The 19,411-nt window shown below is 61.0% G+C and carries 15 protein-coding genes; 14 read left to right on the forward strand and 1 reads right to left on the reverse strand.

From position 1 onward, the window contains the following. Positions 1 to 4 precede the first annotated feature (4 nt). From ccoP to L0962_RS04610, 5 genes are all read left to right on the forward strand, one after another. On the forward strand, positions 5 to 901 hold the full coding sequence (gene ccoP, locus L0962_RS04590; RefSeq protein WP_234084700.1) for a cytochrome-c oxidase, cbb3-type subunit III: 897 nt from the start codon (positions 5 to 7) through the stop codon (positions 899 to 901). Positions 902 to 1,035: 134 nt separating this feature from the next. Beyond that, positions 1,036 to 2,460 (forward strand): cytochrome c oxidase accessory protein CcoG, encoded by a 1,425-nt coding sequence (gene ccoG, locus L0962_RS04595; protein ID WP_234084702.1) that lies wholly within the window; start codon positions 1,036 to 1,038, stop codon positions 2,458 to 2,460. 17 nt (positions 2,461 to 2,477) lie between these two features. Next, positions 2,478 to 2,984, forward strand: a complete 507-nt coding sequence (locus tag L0962_RS04600; protein ID WP_234084704.1) for a FixH family protein — start codon at positions 2,478 to 2,480, stop codon at positions 2,982 to 2,984. Between the two features lie 23 nt (positions 2,985 to 3,007). Continuing rightward, positions 3,008 to 3,148, forward strand: a complete 141-nt coding sequence (locus tag L0962_RS04605) for a DUF3149 domain-containing protein (protein WP_234084706.1) — start codon at positions 3,008 to 3,010, stop codon at positions 3,146 to 3,148. 65 nt (positions 3,149 to 3,213) lie between these two features. Next, complete coding sequence (locus tag L0962_RS04610; protein WP_234084708.1) at positions 3,214 to 3,735, forward strand: hypothetical protein; 522 nt, start codon at positions 3,214 to 3,216, stop codon at positions 3,733 to 3,735. Here L0962_RS04610 and L0962_RS04615 read toward each other — a convergent pair. Beyond that, a complete protein-coding gene (locus L0962_RS04615) occupies positions 3,729 to 4,271 on the reverse strand; it encodes a zinc ribbon domain-containing protein (protein ID WP_234085089.1) in 543 nt (180 codons plus the stop codon). The genes L0962_RS04610 and L0962_RS04615 overlap by 7 nt on opposite strands. A 171-nt stretch (positions 4,272 to 4,442) precedes the next feature. Between L0962_RS04615 and motA the strand changes: the two genes are divergently transcribed. The 9 genes from motA to L0962_RS04680 all read left to right on the forward strand — a co-directional run bounded on the left by motA (position 4,443) and on the right by L0962_RS04680 (position 19,404). Next, a complete protein-coding gene (gene motA, locus L0962_RS04620; RefSeq protein ID WP_234084710.1) occupies positions 4,443 to 5,300 on the forward strand; it encodes a flagellar motor stator protein MotA in 858 nt (285 codons plus the stop codon). Positions 5,301 to 5,331: 31 nt separating this feature from the next. Beyond that, positions 5,332 to 6,261 (forward strand): flagellar motor protein MotB, encoded by a 930-nt coding sequence (gene motB, locus L0962_RS04625; RefSeq protein WP_234084712.1) that lies wholly within the window; start codon positions 5,332 to 5,334, stop codon positions 6,259 to 6,261. A gap of 181 nt (positions 6,262 to 6,442) precedes the next feature. Beyond that, positions 6,443 to 6,808, forward strand: a complete 366-nt coding sequence (locus L0962_RS04630; RefSeq protein WP_234084713.1) for a response regulator — start codon at positions 6,443 to 6,445, stop codon at positions 6,806 to 6,808. Between the two features lie 79 nt (positions 6,809 to 6,887). Then, positions 6,888 to 9,263: a chemotaxis protein CheW gene (locus L0962_RS04635; protein ID WP_234084715.1), complete on the forward strand. Its 2,376-nt coding sequence runs from the start codon at positions 6,888 to 6,890 to the stop codon at positions 9,261 to 9,263. 21 nt (positions 9,264 to 9,284) lie between these two features. Continuing rightward, complete coding sequence (locus L0962_RS04640) at positions 9,285 to 9,782, forward strand: chemotaxis protein CheW (RefSeq protein ID WP_234084717.1); 498 nt, start codon at positions 9,285 to 9,287, stop codon at positions 9,780 to 9,782. A 15-nt stretch (positions 9,783 to 9,797) separates the two neighbouring features. Continuing rightward, positions 9,798 to 12,491 (forward strand): methyl-accepting chemotaxis protein, encoded by a 2,694-nt coding sequence (locus tag L0962_RS18220; RefSeq protein ID WP_301332243.1) that lies wholly within the window; start codon positions 9,798 to 9,800, stop codon positions 12,489 to 12,491. An 18-nt stretch (positions 12,492 to 12,509) separates the two neighbouring features. Beyond that, positions 12,510 to 15,689, forward strand: a complete 3,180-nt coding sequence (locus tag L0962_RS18225) for a Cache 3/Cache 2 fusion domain-containing protein (RefSeq protein WP_301332244.1) — start codon at positions 12,510 to 12,512, stop codon at positions 15,687 to 15,689. Between the two features lie 29 nt (positions 15,690 to 15,718). Beyond that, positions 15,719 to 18,493, forward strand: a complete 2,775-nt coding sequence (locus tag L0962_RS18230; protein ID WP_301332245.1) for a methyl-accepting chemotaxis protein — start codon at positions 15,719 to 15,721, stop codon at positions 18,491 to 18,493. Continuing rightward, entirely contained in the window at positions 18,493 to 19,404 is a 912-nt protein-coding gene (locus tag L0962_RS04680; RefSeq protein ID WP_234084719.1) for a CheR family methyltransferase, read from the forward strand. Before L0962_RS18230 ends, L0962_RS04680 begins: the two co-directional genes overlap by 1 nt. Positions 19,405 to 19,411: the final 7 nt, after the last annotated feature.

A 19,411-nucleotide genomic window follows, 5' to 3' on the forward strand; every position in this document is an offset into this window, starting at 1 on the left:
GCAAATGAGCGATTTCGTTAGCGATTTTTGGAACCTGTACGTCATTGTGATTGTGCTGGTCAGTATTCTGGCTTGCGCAGTTCTCCTCGTCGTTCAGGGCAAGGCAACCTTCACCCCTGGCAAGACCATGGGTCATGTCTGGGATGAAACCCTTGAGGAATACAACAACCCGATGCCGAAGTGGTGGAGTTGGCTATTTGTCATCACTGTCGTCTTTGCGCTGGTCTATCTTGCGCTATATCCGGGGTTGGGTAACTTCAAGGGTATGCTGGGCTGGACCTCTGCCGGGCAGCACAAGGCTGAAGTCGAGAAGATGGATGCCGCCGTCAAGCCGCTGTTCGACAAGTATCTGGCAATGGATGTCCAGGCTGTGGCAGCGGACAAGCAAGCCATGGAAATGGGCAAGCGTCTGTACCTGACCTACTGCATGCAGTGTCACGGTGCCGATGCACGTGGTGCCAAGGGCTTCCCGAACCTGACCGATAGCGACTGGCTTTATGGCGGAGCGCCGGAACAGATCAAGGAAACGATCACCAATGGTCGTATGGGTGTCATGCCTCCGCACGCCCAGCTTGGTGCCGATACGGTCAAGGATCTGGCCAATCATGTGCGTTCCTTGTCTGGTTTGCCGCATGATTCCGTCCGGGCCGCCCGTGGTGCGACGGCATTTACCGAAGCCGGGTGTGTTGGCTGTCACGGCATGGATGCCAAGGGTAATCAGGCTGTTGGCGCTCCCAACCTGACCGACAAGATCTGGTTGTATGGTTCGTCGGAAGCTACCATTACGGAAACCATCAACAATGGTCGTCAGAACAAGATGCCCGCTTGGAAGGATTTCCTGGGTGAGGCCAAGGTTCATCTGCTGACTGCATACGTTTTCAGCCTTAGCCAAGGCAAGTAAGTATTCTGTCGTGAAGAAGGGCGGCCCCAAGCCGCCCTTCTTTTTTATCAGCGTAAGCTGATCTGTATCAAAATTGCGTCGGCGGTGTACGAAAGAATGTTAGCCGGTGCCATTTTGATAGAGCAGAGAGATCAATGAATAACGATATTCCCCCTTCCTCGGATGCGAAGGCGGCAGTGAACTCTTCCGCCCCTGTTTCCTTTTACGAGAAGCATCGCAAGGTCTACATCCGCGATGTCAAGGGGTGGTGGAATACCTGGCGCTGGGTTTTCGTCTGGCTGACCCAGATTCTGTTCTATGGTGCGCCGTGGCTGGTGTGGAACGACCGTCAGGCAATACTGTTCCATCTGGTCGAGCGGAAGTTCTACCTTTTCGGACTCGTCCTCTGGCCTCAGGATGTCTTTTATCTGGCGGTTTTGCTGATCATATCGGCCTATGCGCTATTTCTGTTCACCGCGGTGGCTGGCAGGTTGTTCTGCGGGTATGCCTGCCCGCAGACGGTCTATACCGAAATCTTCATGTGGGTTGAGAATCGAGTCGAGGGCGATCGTTCGGCCCGGATGAAACTCGACAAGGCCTCCATGAGCTTGCGCAAGTTCGGGCTCAAGGCAATCAAGCATGCCATCTGGCTGTTGATTTCGCTCTGGACCGGCTTCACCCTGGTTGCTTACTTCACACCGGTCAGGGAATTGCTCTCCGCTTTGCCGTTTCAGCTTTCCGGCTGGGAGTTGTTCTGGACTTTTTTCTACGGTGGCTTTTGTTACATGCAGGCCGGCTTTCTTCGCGAGCAGGTTTGCAAGTACATGTGCCCCTACGCGCGTTTTCAGGGGGTCATGTTCGACCCCGATACACTGGTGATCACCTATGATCCGGAACGGGGAGAGCCACGCGGTGCGCGTAAGAAAGGTGTCGATGCCAAAGAGGCTGGCCAGGGAGATTGCGTGGACTGCGGCTTATGCGTTGCTGTCTGTCCGACAGGAATTGATATCCGCAAAGGTATTCAGTATGAGTGTATCGGGTGCGGCGCCTGCATCGATGCATGTGACCCGGTGATGGACAAGGTCGGTTTGCCGCGAGGACTGATTCGCTATACCACCGAAAACGCGCTGGCAAAGCACTTCACGCCCAGGGAGGTCGTGGGGCATGTGCTGCGCCCGCGCATCATTCTCTATTCTGTCATTCTGGTGTTGATCATCATCGCGACGGCCTGGTCCCTGGCGGTGCGCGTTCCGCTCAAGGTGGATGTGATACGTGACCGTTCCGTGCTGGCGCGCGAGGCCGACGATGGCGGTATCGAAAACGTGTATAACCTGAAAATCATGAATACCACCGAACAGGATCAGCGATACAGGATCGCCGTGAGCGGTTTGGTTGGGGCCCAGTTGATCGGCGATACTGAAGTCGATGTGCAAAGTGCGGAAAATCATGAAATCACCGTTGTTGTGCGGGTTCCGCCGGATTCCGGAAAAAAGGGGGCCAATACGGTGTATTTCGAAGTGACGGCCGGAAGCGATGCCCGTATCGCCGTCAATGAAAAAGCTTCCTTCTTGATGCCTTGAATATTATGGATACGACAATGACTTTGAAAACGGGTGCTCGTCGCTGGTACAAGGAACCCTGGCCGTGGATTCTGATGGCGGGGCCGGGCTTGGTAATCGTTGCCGGCATCATTACGGTATGGTTGGCAGTCGTCAGTAACGACGGCTTGGTGACGGATGATTATTACAAGCAGGGGCTGGCAGTGAATCAGCGGCTGCAGCGTGATCATCAGGCCGCCGCGTTGAGCCTTCAGGCGGATTTAATGCGTTCTGAAGATGCTATCCGACTATTGGTTAGCGCAACGGATAGTGCAGCAATTCCGCAGGAAATCGTTCTGAAGCTGGCCCACCCGACGCAAGCGGGCCATGATCAGTCTATTGTCATGAAATCCCTTGGGCAGGGATTCTACGAAGGCAGGCTGACGACTTCGGTCGTTGGCCGCTGGCACGTTACCTTGGAGGATCCCGCCGGGCAATGGCGTCTCCAGGGCGATTGGCGTGCCGATTCTGGGGAGCCGCTTCGCTTGCAGGCGAAAGCGGGTTGATTTTTTTCACAGGGAGGTGAGCTATGGCTTGGGAACTGTTGCTTACGAGTGACATTGGTTTGATGAGTCTTGGTGTGATCGTCGGCGTACTGGTAATTGGTGCCGCGATGGGCAAGATGTATTCAAGCAAGATGGACGAATCCGCCAAGAACGCAGGTCAGTAATCAGAACCTGTCGGCCGATTTCCGGTGAGCCCCCACGCTCTTGCGAGTGATGGGGGCTTGTTGTTATGAGATTCGCTTTCGTTGCTTCGTTTCTAATTCATTTTCTGCTGCTGGCGGTGATTTTCTGGCCGGATTCTCCGGCGGGAAAGGCGCAGTCAGCGGGGGCGATTCAGGTCAGGTTGGTTAATGCCGAGGCGCCCGAGAGTCTGTCGGGCGACAGCAGGCATCCAGTTCGGCGAGGCACCTCTGCCGGGAAAAGTGAAGCAAGAGGACCGCGTGTGCAACGTGAGCCCGATGAACGGGGCGCGGGCATCGATCCTGAAGCGATGGCTGTGGTGGATGCCATCGAGTTTCGGCTAAGGCTCGCCGAAGCCTTGCGTGGGCAGGTGAATATGTCGCCAACTGATCTCCTTGTCATGAAATTCCGTGCGGTCGGCGGAGAAGTCCGTGTCGAGGTCGCGCAGAGCGCGGCGGTAGAGCCTACCGTCGATGTCCTGTCGAGCGCGCTAAGAGAGCGCGCGTCTCGTCTCATCGATGCCCATGCCAACTTCTCGGTCAGTCTCGAGTTTCGCGGCGAAATTCAGTAGCAGCCATCCGGACCGAAAACCTGCTCGTGGAATTGATAATGTCCCTTGCGACGATCGTCCAAGAACCGCTCCAGACAGAAATGCACGCTGCGGAAGGAAAGCTCCTGCCACGGAATTTCCTCTTCCCGGTACAGGCCGACAGCCAAGCTCTCTTCGCCTGCCGCGTATTCTCCGTTGGCGAGTTGTCCTAGGTAGAAAAGATGAATCTGGCTGATGTGCGGGATGCTGATCATTGCGAAGGGAGGGCCGATGAGCGGGTCGGCGCCTGCTTCTTCAAGTGTCTCCCGACGAGCCGCTGCTGCGGTCGACTCCCCGTTTTCCATGAAACCTGCCGGCAAGGTCCAGTAGCCGAGACGAGGTTCGATCGCGCGTTTGCATAGCAGGATGCGGTCTTCCCAGGTTGCGATGCAGCCGACGATGAGGCGAGGGTTTTCATAGTGAATATGACCGCAAGCCGGGCAGACGTGGCGAGGCAGGTTGTCGCCGGGTGGCGTTTCAAAAACGACCGTGTGGCCGCAATGTGAGCAGAACTGGATCACCGTGCTGTCCCGGGCAAGAAAAATTTCAGTTTAGCATCGCGTTTTGCCCTTCCTGTGCCCATTCTCGTCACAAGTGCTTTGCGCAGGCGGGAAGCCTGTGGCTACAATAGCGCAAACCAATAATGCAGAACATCCGTGCCGGCGATACCGGCATCCAAGGGGCTTCACATGTTTCTGATCGTCGGCTACATCATCATCCTGGGCGCTTCGCTGGGGACCTACGCCGTGCACGGCAGCCTGCTCGCGCTCTGGGTTCCCATGGAGTACATCGCCATTGTCGGCCTGACGATCGGCGGTTTTGTTGCCGGCAACAATATTTCGGTGATCAAGGCGACCGTCGGGGCGGTGCCGGGGGTTCTGAAAGGCTCGCCGTACAACAAGGCCTACTATGTCGACGCATTGGCCCTGTTGTTCGAAATTCTGGGCAAGGTGCGCAAGGAAGGGCTGATGTCGATCGAAAGCGATGTCGAGAATCCTGAGGCCAGTCCCATTTTTTCGAAATACCCCAACATTGTCGCCGATCACCATGTACTTGAATTCATGACCGATTACCTGCGCATGATGGTGGGCGGCAACCTCAATACGGTCGAAATCGAGAGCTTGATGGATGTTGAACTCGAAACGCACCACCACGAGGCCATAGAGCCCGCCCACGTCGTGCAGAAGGTGGGGGACGCAACGCCGGCGTTCGGTATCGTCGTTGCGGTGATGGGGGTGGTTAACGTGATGGGTTCGGTCGGCGAGCCGCCAGCCGTGCTTGGTAAAATGATCGGCGGTGCGCTGGTCGGTACTTTCCTCGGGATTCTGGTTTCCTACGGTTTTGTGGCACCGGTTGCCAGCCTGCTTGAACAGCGTGCGAATCAGTCGGCCACGATTTTCAAGACCATCAAGATGGTCCTATTGGCGTCGATGTCTGGTTATGCACCGCAAGTCGCCATCGAATTCGGTCGCAAGACCCTGGGGGCGCACGACCGCCCGACCTTCCGCGAGCTTGAGGAAGAGCTCAAGGCGCGCAAGGGCAAGTAAAGGTACTTCGTCCAAATGATCGGGATGCCGCATGAGTGACGATTCCACACGTCCAATAGTCATCAAGCGCAAGAAGGTGGTCGCCGGCGGCGCTCACGGTGGCGCCTGGAAGATTGCTTACGCCGACTTCGTGACGGCGATGATGGCTTTCTTCCTGCTGATGTGGCTCCTCGGCTCGACCGCCAAGGGTGATCTGCAGGGGATCGCCGATTATTTCCAGAATCCCCTGAAACTGTCGATGCAGGGCGGTTCCGGCAGCGGTGATGCGACAAGTATTCTCAAGGGCGGCGGTCAGGATTTGACACGCCAGGCTGGCCAGGTCAAGAAAGGCGATATCGAGGCCCAGCGTACGACCTCGTTCTCCAAGGAAGCCCAACTGGAGTTTCAGCGCAAGGAGCGGGAGCGACTCGAAAACCTGAAGGCGGACATCGAAAAGATGATTACCCAGAGTCCCCAACTCGCCCAGTTCAAGAAACAGCTGCTGCTCGACATCACGTCGGAAGGCTTGCGCATCCAGATTGTCGATGAGCAGAACCGCCCGATGTTCGACTCGAGCAGTGCCGATCTCAAACCCTATACCAAGGATCTTCTGCACCAGATCGGCAAAATGCTGAACGATGTACCGAATCGCATCAGTTTGGCCGGCCACACCGATGCCGCGGCGTTTTCTGGCGGTAGCCAGGGCTTTTCCAACTGGGAACTGTCGGCCAATCGGGCCAATGCTTCGCGTCGGGAACTGGTGGTCGGTGGGATGGATGACTTCAAGGTGTTGCGCGTGGTCGGCCTGGGGTCGACACTGTTATTTGACAAAAATGATCCCTTGAATCCGGTAAATCGGCGTATCAGCATCGTGGTCCTGAATCAGAAAACTGAACGAGCGATCCTTCAGGAAGAGGGCCCGGAGTCAGAGGTGGATAGCCCTGAAGATGTTGCCACCAGGCTGGATTCCCGGAAAAACTGAGAGATTGGCCGCCGACTCGCTCGGTGGCTGATGAGTGTTTTTCTGAATGTTGCTGCAGTCTTTCGTGGGGCGGCTGGCTGTAGGTATAATTGCCAGAATTGTGATTTTAACGATGGCGGGTGTTGCTCGCCGGCAACGCGATGCCGGCGACGGGCCGGTCGAGAACAGCTAAGAGGTCAACATGGCAAAAACCATTCTCGCAATCGATGATTCCGCCTCCATCCGGCAAATGGTGTCATTCACGCTGAAGAGCGCCGGCTACGAGGTCGTCGAAGCTGTCGACGGCATGGATGGGCTGGATAAGGCCAAGGCACGCAGTGTGAATCTGGTGTTGACCGATCAGAACATGCCGCGCATGGATGACCTGACCCTGATCAAGTCCTTGCGTGCGATGCCGCAGTACCAGACGACGCCGATCCTGATGCTGACCACCGAGTCTTCCGATGCGATGAAATCCCAGGGGCGGGCTGCCGGCGCGACCGGCTGGCTGGTCAAACCCTTCGATCCCCAGAAACTGATCGAGGTGGTACGCAAGGTCATCGGCTGATTCCGGTCATGCCGGTTCGCCGTTTCTCGACGCGGCTCAGGCCGCGCGTCGTTTCCGGCGGCTGTTCGAGGGAGGTCGCATGGCCATCGACATGAGCCAGTTCTACCAGGTGTTCTTCGAGGAATCCGCAGAACATCTGGCCACGATGGAAAGCCTGTTGCTCGAACTGGATGTGGTGAATCCGGACAGCGAGCAGTTGAATGCGATTTTTCGCGCGGCGCATTCGATCAAGGGCAGTGCAGGAACGTTCGGTTTCACCGATCTGGCTGAAACCACCCATATCCTGGAAAACCTGCTCGACCGAATCCGCAAGTCCGAATTGCCGTTGCGGCCGGACATGGTCGATGCCTTCCTCGAAGCCGGCGATGTGCTGCGCGGCATGCTCGCCGTGCACCAGGGGCAGGGGGAGCGGGATGCTCAAGCCGAGGAAGCGATCAAGGCGCGGCTGCGCCAATTGTCTTCCGGTGAAGCGATCACCGCGGCGCCCGCGGTTTCCCTGGCTCCGCCGGCGGAGCCCGTGCCTGACGCGTCTCCGTCCGCGCCAGCCGGGGATGACGAGGTCGCTGTCCGCATCCCGGTCGATACCGGCATGCGTCTGTACGATATCCGCTTCGTGCCGACCCGGATTGCCGCCGAGGGGGTCGGGCTGGGCAACCTGCTCGATGAGTTGAAAGCGCTCGGAAGGCTCGAAATCGTCAGCCGGCCACCGGACGGTGTGGGTTTCTGGGAACTGCGGCTGATGACCGATGCGCGCCCCGAACTGCTGGCCGATCAGATCGATTTCGTCGCCGAGAACGGTGCCTGGCGAGTGGTCGAGGACAAGGCGGTCGCTGCCGACGGCAGTACGGCGTTCGGCTTTTTCCGAGAAGCGCCGGGCGTGCCGGACGACGAGCGGGGCTATGCGATCTACGGCGAGTCGTCCGTGGGCGTTGCCGAGGAGGGCGACGGTTTCGGCTTTTTTGAACCGTTGCCGGTCGTACCGGTTGCCGTTGCCGAAGAAGGCGACGGCTTCGGTTTCTTCGAGCCCTTGCCGGTTGCGGCTCCGTCGTTGCCGGAAGACGGCGAGGGTTACGGCTTTTTTGCGCCACTTCCCGCGTCGACCGCAGCAGTGCCGGCCGTGGCCGAAGAAGGGGATGGTTACGGATTTTTTACCGCTTTGCCGGCGCCGGTCGTCGAAGCGCCTGCCGTCGAAGCATCGCCACCCGAGCCGGTGCCGGCAAAGAAGCCGGCGGCGGTTCGCGGCGTGGCATCGTCAGGCAAGAGTTCGGCCCCGGCCGATGCCTCGATCCGGGTCAGTGTCGACAAGGTCGACCAGCTGATCAATCTGGTCGGCGAGCTGGTCATTACTCAGGCCATGTTGCTGCAGACTGCGAACCGGATGCAGGAAAACGCGCCGGAGAGCCTGCTCAGCGGACTGACCCAGCTTGAGCGCAATACCCGTGATCTGCAGGAATCGGTGATGTCGATCCGGATGATGCCGATTTCCTTCGTCTTCTCGCGTTTTCCGCGCGTCGTGCGCGACCTGTCGTCCAAGCTGGGCAAGCAGGTCGAGTTGAAGACGATCGGCGAGACGACGGAGCTGGACAAGGGCTTGATCGAGCGCATTGCCGACCCGTTGACCCATTTGATCCGCAACAGCCTGGATCACGGCATCGAGTCGCCGGAGCAGCGTGCTGCGACGGGCAAGCGCCCGGCCGGTACGATTACCCTTAAGGCCTACCATCAGGGCGGCAACATCGTCATCGAGGTGGGCGACGACGGCGCCGGTCTCAACCGCGGAAAGATTCTCGCCAAGGCGCGTGAACGGGGTTTGCCGGTTTCCGATCAGATGAGCGATCAGGAAGTGTTCAACCTGATCTTCGAGGCCGGTTTCTCGACGGCGGATCAGATCACCGATGTTTCCGGTCGCGGCGTTGGCATGGACGTGGTGCGCAAGAACATCCAGTCGCTGGGCGGGCGCGTGGAAATCGACTCGATGGCCGGGGTCGGCACCCGGATGACCGTCCGTCTGCCGCTGACGCTGGCGATCCTGGATGGCATGTCGGTGGCCGTCGGCAGCCAGACCTACATCCTGCCGCTGTCCTACGTCGTCGAATCGTTGCAGCCGCAGCCGGGCGACGTCAAGACGCTGACCAATCAGGCCCGCGTCATCCAGGTGCGCGGGGAGTATCTGCCGGTGCTGGTGCTGCACGAACTGTTCAACCTGACGTCGGCCTGGGAGGACTGTACCCAGGGCATCATGGTGGTGCTTGATGCCGACGGTGCCAAGGCTGCGCTGTTCGTCGATGCGCTGCTTGGCCAGCACCAGGTGGTGATCAAGAGCCTGGAGGCGAATTATCGCAAGGTGCCCGGGGTCTCCGGTGCGACCATCATGGGCGACGGCAGCGTGGCGCTGATTCTCGACGTGTCGGCGATTGCCGGCATGGCGCGATCGAATGTGAACAAGGCCGCCTGACGGCCGAAAGGGAGCGAAAGCATGGAAGCGACGCAAGGAACCAACGCGCTCAACGACGAAGATCTGGTGGCCAGCGAATACCTGACCTTCACGCTGGGGGCCGAGGAGTATGCGATCGATATCCTCAAGGTCCAGGAAATCCGTGGCTACGAATCGCCGACGCTGATCGCCAATGCCCCGGCTTTCATCAAGGGGGTGATCAACCTGCGCGGTATCATCGTGCCCATCGTCGACCTGCGCATCAAGTTCAATCTTGGCAATGTCGAATACACGCCGTTTACGGTCGTCGTCATTCTCAATGTGGCCGGTCGCGTCATCGGTGCCGTGGTCGACAGCGTTTCCGATGTGATTTCGCTGACGCCGGCACAGATCCGCCCGGCGCCGGATTTTTCCGGAACCTTCGATACCAAGTACATCCGCGGACTCGCCGCATTTGACGAACGCATGCTGATCGTCACCGACATCGAGCGCCTGATGGCCAGTGCCGACATGGAACTGGTCGAGGCATCGAGCGAATAAGCCAGGGAGAAAAACATGCCGGATCTGCGCAACTTCCCCATCGGAACCCGTTTGATCGCAACGACGATCGGCGCCCTGTCGCTGATGATCGTGTTCGTCGTCATCGCCTTGTTCAGCCTTGGCCGCGTCGGCGAGCATGCCGAGCGTATTGCGGTCGACAACGTGCGCAACACCGAAATGGCGATCGAGATGCAGTCGCATATCGCACTGCTCGGCCAGCATGCCCGCGATGCCCTGATCTACGAGGAAATTGCCCGCCAGTCGGCGGAAGAAAAGGCGGCCGGCCTGGCCATCGAAAAATATCTGGCCGGCGAACGCGAGTTGACCGCAGCGATGACCGGCACGGCGGCCCAAACGACGCTGGCGCGGCTGATGCCGGCGCGTGAGCGTGGTCTGGAAGCCGTGCGCCGCCTGTTCGAGTTGATCAAGATCGGCAATCGGCCGGATATCGAGCAGTATTTTGCGGCGGACTTCGATCCCCGTATTCAGGCCTGGCAGGCGGTCATCGCCGATTTTGTCCAGTACCAGAAGGCGGACAATGCCGATGCCCTCGCCGAGATCGCCCATGTGCGCGAAACGGTGCGCAATGTCCTGCTCGGACTGATCGTGCTGGCGGTGGCGGTGATGGTACCGGCCGGGCTCTGGGTGACGCGCCAGATCACCGGCCCGCTGGCGCAGGCCATGGCGCTGGCCGATTCGGTCGCCGCGGGGAATTTCGACAATGCGATCGACGCTTCCGGCAATGACGAAGCCGCGCATTTGCTGCGGGCCCTGGGGCGCATGCAGGGCGATCTGAAAGCGCGCCGCGAGGCCGATCGCCAGCACGCCGACGAGGTCATGCGCATCAAGGTGGCGCTGGATGTCGGTTCGAACGCCGTCATGGTGGCCGATCGCAACGGCCGGATCATCTATTGCAACGCGGCAGTCATGGCGATGATGCGGGAAGCGGCAGCGGATCTTCGGCGCGATCTGCCCGGTTTCGATCCGGAAAACATCGTCGGCAGCAATTTCGACCTCTACCATCGCGATCCGGCGCGACAGCAGAATCTGCTGTCCGGACTGAGCAGCCCGTGGCGCAACGAGATGGTGATCGGTGGTCGGACCTTCCGGTTGATCGCCAGCCCGATCCGCAACGACGCCGGCGAGCACCTCGGTTCGGTTGTCGAATGGGACGACCGGACGACCGAGGTGGGGATCGAAAAGGAGGTCGCAGGCATCATCGAAGCGGCCGCCGGCGGCGATTTCTCCCGGCGCATTGCGCTTGACGGCAAGGCCGGCTTCTTCCGGCTGCTCGGTGAAAACGTCAACGAACTGCTCGATGCCAACAGCCGTGCGCTGGAAGATGTCGGCGCCATGCTGTCGCGTCTGGCCGAGGGCGACCTGACGCGCAAGATCACTGCGGAATACCGTGGCCTGCTCGGGCGTCTGCGTGACGACGCGAATGGTACGGTCGACCACCTTCAGGAGATCGTTTTCTCGATCAAGCAGGCGACCGACGCGATCAACGTCGCCGCCCAGGAAATCGCCTCCGGCAACGCGGACCTTTCCGGACGCACCGAGCAGCAGGCATCCAGCCTCGAAGAAACGGCGTCGAGCATGGAGCAACTGACCACCACCGTGCGACAGAACGCCGACAACGCCCGCCAGGCCAACGAACTGGCCGGCGAAGCACAGCGCGTTGCCGAACACGGCGGTTCGGTGGTTGGCAAGGTGGTCGAGACGATGAGCTCGATACAGCAGGCCAGCAACCGGATTGCCGACATCATCGGCGTGATCGATGGCATTGCCTTCCAGACCAACATCCTGGCGCTCAATGCGGCGGTCGAGGCGGCTCGGGCCGGCGAGCAGGGACGCGGCTTCGCTGTCGTCGCCACCGAAGTGCGCAATCTGGCGCAGCGCAGTGCGGCGGCGGCCAAGGAAATCAAGGGGCTGATCGCCGATTCGGTCGACAAGGTCACGACCGGCAATCGTCTGGTCAACCAGGCTGGCGAAACGATGAGCGAGGTGGTCGGCAGCATCCAGCGCGTGGCGCGGATCATGGGCGACATCTCCGCAGCGAGCCGCGAGCAGAGTTCCGGCATCGAGCAGGTCGGCCTGGCGATCAGCCAGATGGACGAGGTGACCCAGCAGAATGCGGCGCTCGTCGAGCAGGCCGCGGCAGCGGCGGAGAGCCTCGAGGAGCAGGCGCGCAACCTGGCCGATTCGGTATCGGCTTTCCGTTTGTCGGGCGCCGTGGTGGTCGAGGGCCAGTCGGCGATCGGCAGCCTCGATTTCGAGGCGGCGGTTCACGCACACGAGCGCTGGCGTCAGCGCCTGCTCGATTATGTCGCCGGCGGTGACGAGCCGCTCGATCCCGCCGTCGTCGGACGCGACGATCAATGCGCGCTTGGCTCGTGGATTCACGGTGCCGGGCGAAGTTTGAGAGGCGATCCGTGCTTTGCCGAACTGAAGGTCGAGCATGCGGCTTTCCATCGTTGTGCGGCGGACATCATCCGTGCCTATCAGGGGGGAGACGGCGAAGGTGCGCGTCAGCGCATCCTCGGCGAATTTTCGGAGCGCTCGCGCAAAGTCGTCGGTTTGTTGGGACAACTGCGTCAGAGCAGGAAAAAAGTGCCGCCACCCGTGTTGACCGCAGCAATCCCGCCGCGCATCGGCAGTGGTTCGGTGTCGCTGCTGGCAGCGCCGGATGATGAATGGGCCGAGTTTTGACCGGGGAATGAGAAAAAGATGAGAAACAACCAGCCCGTCACGCAGCACGAGGTATTGCTCGGCGACAGCAACCTGATCGTTTCGAAGACCGATCTGAAGGGGCGGATTACCGAGGTCAATCAGGACTTCGTCGACATCAGCGGCTTTTCCGAAGCCGAGCTGATCGGGCAGCCGCATAACATCGTCCGCCACCCGGACATGCCGGAAGCCGCCTTTGAGGATCTTTGGCGCGATCTTCAGGAGGGGCGTCCGTGGAATGGTCTGGTCAAGAATCGCTGCAAGAATGGCGACTATTACTGGGTTGACGCCAGCGTCGCGCCGCTGATCGAGAACGGCGAGCGGGTGGGGTATATCTCGGTGCGCCGGCGGGCGTCGCGCGAGGCCGTGGCGGCGGCCGAGGCTGCCTATGCTGCACTGCGCGACGGCCGGGCCGCGGGATTGCGGGTGGTTCACGGCCGGGTGATGTCCGGCGCGCGCCGTTTGTCGTGGCTTGTCGATGCTTCTTCTTCACGCAAGATCGTGCTTGGCATGTTCGTCGGCCTGCTGCTGATCCTGGGCGGTGCGTCGCTGTTCCTGTCCCAGTACATGCGCGATCTGCTCGATACCCGGGCGCGCGAGGAACTGCGGAGCAAGGTGGGCCTGGTCCGGATGATGATCGAGACCAATCTGCAGGGCGTGGCGCGCGAAGTCGGCTATCTGAACCGGGCGCTGGCCGGCCAGTTCCCCGGCGGCATCGTCCGGCGAGACAATGGCGACGAGGCGCAACTGGTACATGGCAGCGAGGTGCTCAACGGCAACTATGCCGTGCTCGATCGTTTCAGTCGCGAGATGGATGCCGTGGCGACCTTGTTCGTTCGCCAGGGAGAGGACTTCGTTCGGGTCAGTACGTCGCTGAAGAAGGAAGACGGATCGCGTGCGGTGGGAACGATGCTCGACCGCGCCCATCCGGCGTATGCGCGCCTGTTGTCGGGCAAGGCCTATGTCGGACCGGCCATCCTGTTCGGCAAGGATTTCTATACCAGCTACGTTCCCCTGCTCGACAGTGCCGGCACGGTGGTCGGCGCCAGTTTTGTCGGGGCCGATATTTCCTCGGTGCTGGATAACGTCAAGCGCGGCGTGCGGGCCCAGAAAATCGGCGAAACGGGCTATTTTTACGTGCTCAACGCGTCGCCGGGCAAGGATTACGGCAAGTTGCTGGTACACCCCGAGAAGGAAGGGGAGAACCTGTTGGATGCGAAAGACGCCGACGGGCGTGCTTTCGTTCGCGACATGCTGGAGCGGCAGCGCGGCGAGATCGTCTATCGCTGGCGCAATGAAGGGCGCGGCGAAACCAGCGAACGGGAAAAGCTGGTGGCTTTCGAGACGCTCGACGGAACGCCCTGGGTCGTGGCGGGCGGCACCTACCTCGATGAATTCCAGGGGCGCTCTGCGCTGGTCGGCCGGCTCGTCCTGATCGGCGGTTTGCTGCTCTCCGTGCTGCTGCTGGCCTTCCTGTTCTGGTTGATCCGCCGCCTGTTCGTGCTGCCGTTGCAGCAACGGGTGCTGCCGGTGTTCGAGCGCATCGCACAGGGGCATTTCGATCAGCAGATCGATGTTTCCGGTAACGATGAGGTTGGCAAGGTGCTGCAGGGATTGCTGTCGATGCAGATTCTGCAGGGCGCAAAGGTGGCCGAGGCGGCCCGGCTGGCCAATGACAACCTGCGCATCCGCATCGCCCTCGACTGTGTATCGGCCAACCTGCGTATCGCCGACGACGACGGCACGGTGATCTATGCCAACCGGGGCCTGAAAAATACCTTGCGGCAGATCGAACCTGAATTACGGGTGCAGCAGCCGGGTTTTGCGGTCGACCGCTTCATCGGCAGCAATATCGGCGCCTTTTATGCCGATCCCGCGGCAGCGATACGTTCCCTGCGCGAACTGCAGGGAACGCGCGAGACCGAGCTCGAGATCGGGGGGCGCATCTACAAGGTGGTGACCAATCCGATCATCAACGAGCGCGGTCAGCGTCTCGGCACGGTCGGCGAGTGGGTGGACCGGACGGCCGAAATCAATGCCCAGCGCTCGGTTGCCGAGCTGATTGGCCGGGCGTCAGCCGGCGATCTCGAGGCTCGCCTCGACACCGAACGCCTGGAAGGTTTTTATCGCGAGTTGGGCCATGGCATCAATCGTCTGCTGGAAACCAGCGGCGGCGCGATCGGCGGCATTGCAACGCTGCTTTCCCGGGTCGCCGACGGCGATCTGACGCAAGTCGTGCAGGCTGACTATCAGGGAACTTTCGGCCGTCTGCGCGACGATGCGAACCAGACGGTGCACAAGCTGCGCGAGTTGGTCGGCGACATTCAGACCTCGGCCGAGACGATCAACACGGCGGCCAAGGAAATCGCCATCGGCAACCAGGACCTGTCGGCGCGTACCGAGGAGCAGGCCAGCAGCCTTGAGGAGACCGCTTCCAGCATGGAGCAACTGACGGCAACGGTCCGCCAGAATGCGGAGAATGCGCGGCAGGCCAATGAACTGGCCAATGGTGCCCAGCGCGTTGCCGAAAAAGGCGGCGTCGTGGTGGGCGACGTGGTTGAAACGATGGGGGCGATCCGCCAGGCGAGCAACCGGATCGCCGACATCATCGGCGTGATCGACGGCATCGCCTTCCAGACCAACATTCTGGCGCTGAATGCGGCGGTCGAGGCGGCACGGGCCGGTGAGCAGGGGCGTGGCTTCGCGGTGGTGGCCAGCGAGGTGCGCAGTCTGGCCCAGCGCAGTGCGGCGGCCGCCAAGGAAATCAAGGGGTTGATCAACGATTCGGTCGAACGCGTCGAGGTCGGTAACCGCCTGGTCGATCAGGCGGGCAGCACAATGGAAGAAGTGGTGGCTAGCATCAAGCGGGTGGCCCGGATCGTTACCGATATCGCCGAGGCCAGCCGCGAGCAGAGCGCCGGGATCGAGCAGGTCGGCCGGGCCGTGACGCAGATGGACGAGGTCACCCAGCAGAATGCGGCACTGGTCGAACAGGCTGCCGCTGCGGCCGAGAGTCTGGAGGAGCAGGCCCGGCAACTGGCGAGCTCGGTTCAGGTGTTCCGCGTCAGCGAGCAGGGCCGCGCCCGTCTGGCCGAGCCGGCCGGGGCGAAGGATGAAGGGTGGCGCGCGGGCCGCAAGGCCTTGCCGGCATCGCTCGACGATGAATGGAGCGAATTTTGATCAACCGTAGCAGGGACTGAGAGGCGGTCATGCGTAACAACCAGCCGGTCACGCAGAATGAAATCATGCTGGCCTCGGGGCAGATGATTGTCTCGAAAACCGATCTCAAGGGTCTGATCACCGATGTCAATCGGGATTTCATCGAGACCAGCGGCTTCCGCGAGGAGGAATTGATCGGGCAGCCGCATAACATCGTTCGCCATCCCGACATGCCGGCCGAGGCCTTTGCCGATCTCTGGCGCACCCTGAAAGCCGGTCGGCCGTGGTCGGGCCTGGTCAAGAACCGCTGCAAGAACGGCGATCATTACTGGGTGCTGGCGAACGTCACGCCGCTGTATCAGGATGGACGGGTATCAGGCTACATGTCGGTCCGGACGGCGCCGACGCGGCAGCAGATCGATGCGGCGGAACGGGCCTATCGCGAGTTTCGCGAGGGAAGATCCGCTGGCCGGACGATACGCGACGGTGCGGTCGTGTCTGCCCGTCGCGGGCTGTCCGGCTGGTTGAAGGAACGTTCGATACGGCAGCGCATTCTTGCCATTTGCGGGCTGTTGACCGCAGGCATGCTGCTGATCGGGGCGCTGGGCATCCTGGCGGTCGGAAATGGCAAGCAACACCTGCAGTCGGTGTACGCCGGCCAGGTCGTGCCGCTCAAGGCGCTGAAAGAGGTTGCCGATGCCTACGCCGTTTCCATCGTCGATCTGTCGCACAAGACGCGCGACGGTAGCGAGACATGGGCGTCTGCACTGGACAAGGTCGGCAAGGCCGAGGCCCTGATCGGCGAACGCTGGGGCAGCTATGCGGCGGGCGATCTGAGCGAGGACGAGCGACGTCTGGTCGGCCAGGCATCGGCACTGATGAAGAACGGTGATGCCGCGATCGGCCGTCTGAAGGAAATCCTGCGGGCCGAGGATCAGGCTGCGCTGACGGCGTTTGCCGCCCGCGAGCTGTATCCGGCCATTGACCCGATCTCCGACAAGGTGGGCGAACTGGTCGCGCTGCAATTGAACAATGCTGCGTCCGATATCGATGTCGCCCATCAGGAGATCGCGGCCTTCCAGTGGCGCCTGGCGATGTTGCTGCTTGTCTTTGCCGTGCTGGGTATCCTGCTTGCACTTGGCCTGGCGGCCGGCATCCGTCGACCGATCGAGGCGGCAACCCGTTTCTTCCGGGGCATCGCCGAAGGACGCAGCGACATCCGCATCGATGTTGAACGTCGCGATGAACTGCTGGCCATCGCCGACGCCGCGCGCAGCATGCAGATCAAGGCTGGCGTCGACCTCAACGAGATGCAGGTGCTGGCGGCCGAGGGCTTGCGCATCAAGATGGCACTCGACGGCGCCGGAACGCCGATGACGATTGCCGACGAGAGCAACCAGTTGATCTACATGAATGCCGCGGCAGAAGCCTTGTGGCGAGCGATGGAACCGCAGATGCGCGAGCGCGTGCCGGGGTTTTCGGTGAGCCAGATGCGGCAATACCGGCTGCCGGATTTCTTCGACGATCTTGCCGTCAAGGCAGCCTACAGCGCTGAACTGTCCGAGCCGCGGACTCTGGACGTGGCGATGTGCGGTCGATCCCTCCGGGTCACCGCGACACCGGTGCGTAACAAGGATGGCCGTTATCTCGGTCGGGCCAGCCAGTGGCTGGATCGCACCCAGGAGGTCGCCATCGAGAACGAAGTCGGGACGATTGTCGGTGCGGCTGCCCGTGGCGATTTTTCGCACCGTGTTGCGGTCGACGGCAAACATGGCTTCTTTTTGCGCCTGGCCAGCGATCTGAATACCCTGTTGCAGACGTCGCAGCAAAGCCTGGACGAAATCGTCGGGGTACTTTCCGCAATCGCCGAAGGCGACCTGACGTGCAGCGTGACGGCGGAGTATCAGGGGACTTTCGGACAGCTGAAGGATGGCGCCAACCGGACGGCCTCGCGCTTGCGCGAGATCATCGAGCGGCTGCGCCTGTCGGCCGATGCCATCAATGTTGCCGCCCGCGAGATCGCCAGCGGTAACCAGGACCTGTCGAGCCGCACCGAGGAACAGGCATCGAGTCTCGAGGAAACCGCGTCGAGCATGGAACAGCTGACCAGCACGGTGAAGCAGAATGCGGACAACGCCCGGCAGGCCAATCAGCTTGCCGAGAACGCCCAGCAGGTGGCAACGCGCGGCGGCGAGGTGGTGGCCGAGGTGGTGCACACCATGAACGACATCCAGCAGGCCAGTCGCCGCATTGCCGACATCATCGGGGTGATCGACGGCATCGCCTTCCAGACCAACATCCTCGCCTTGAATGCGGCGGTCGAGGCGGCGCGTGCCGGCGAGCAGGGCCGCGGCTTTGCCGTCGTCGCCAGCGAAGTGCGCAACCTGGCTCAGCGTAGCGCGGCCGCCGCCAAGGAAATCAAGCTGCTGATTTCGGATTCGGTGGCGCGTGTCGAGAGCGGCAACAAGCTGGTCGAACAGGCCGGCACGACGATGGACGATGTCGTGGCGGGCATCCGCGGTGTGGCCGGGATCATGGCGGATATCGCCGAGGCCAGCCGCGAGCAGAGTTCAGGGATCGAGCAGGTCAGTCTGGCAGTCAGCCAGATGGATGAAGTCACGCAGCAGAACGCGGCGTTGGTCGAGCAGGCCGCTGCTGCTGCCGAGAGTCTGGAAGAGCAGGCGGAAACGCTGGTCCGGGCGGTTTCGGTGTTCCGGGTCGGCACCGCTTCCCCGAGCAAGCCCGGGGCTGACCGAAGCCAAAATGCCAGGCGCGGAAAACCGGCGTTGCCGGCACGGCTCGACGATGAATGGGAGGAGTTCTGATGGCCATCGAACGTAATGGCAGTTCGCCTTTCGGCGCGACCGAAGCGTTGCGCAACGGCTTGAGCAAGGTGCTGGATCGACGCGACGGGGGCATTCGCGAGTTCCAGTTTTCCGAGGCGGATTTCGAGCGTGTCCGCAAGCTGATCTACCAGCATGCCGGCATATCGCTGTCGCCGGTCAAGAAGGACATGGTGTATTCCCGCCTGGCCCGCCGTCTGCGTGCGCTCAACCTGCAGGGATTCACCGAGTATCTCGACCTGCTTGAACGCAAGGGTGGCGACGAGTGGGAGCGCTTCGTCAATTCGCTGACCACCAACCTCACCTCGTTCTTCCGCGAACCCCATCATTTCCCAATCTTTGCCGAGCATTTGCGCAAACTCGGTACGCGCCGGCCGATCCGTGTCTGGTGTTCTGCGGCGTCGACCGGGGAAGAGCCCTATTCGATTGCGATGACGGTTGCCGAAACCTTCGGTCTGGAAGCCACTCATGTGTCGATCATTGCTTCCGATCTCGATACCAATGTGCTGGCGACCGCGCAAAAAGGCGTTTATCCGCTGGATCGGGTCGAAAAGATGTCGCCGGAGCGTTTGCGCAAGTTTTTCCTGAAGGGCACCGGCGCGCAGGAAGGGCAGGCGGCGATACGCCCGGAACTGAAGCGGATGATCGAGTTCCGGCGGATCAACCTGCTCGATCAGAGCTATACCGTGAAAGGGCCGCTGGATGTGATCTTCTGCCGCAACGTCATGATCTATTTCGATAAACCGACGCAGTACAAGATTCTTTCCCGCTTTGCGCCGATGATGCAGCCGGATGGACTGTTGTTTGCCGGGCATTCGGAGAGCTTCCTGCACGCGGCGGATCTGTTCCGCTCCCTCGGCAAGACGGTTTACGTGCTGGCCGGAGCCCGTTGACGGGGAA

The sequence above is a fragment of the Azonexus sp. R2A61 genome, from assembly GCF_021401135.1.
Lineage (GTDB): Bacteria > Pseudomonadota > Gammaproteobacteria > Burkholderiales > Rhodocyclaceae > Azonexus.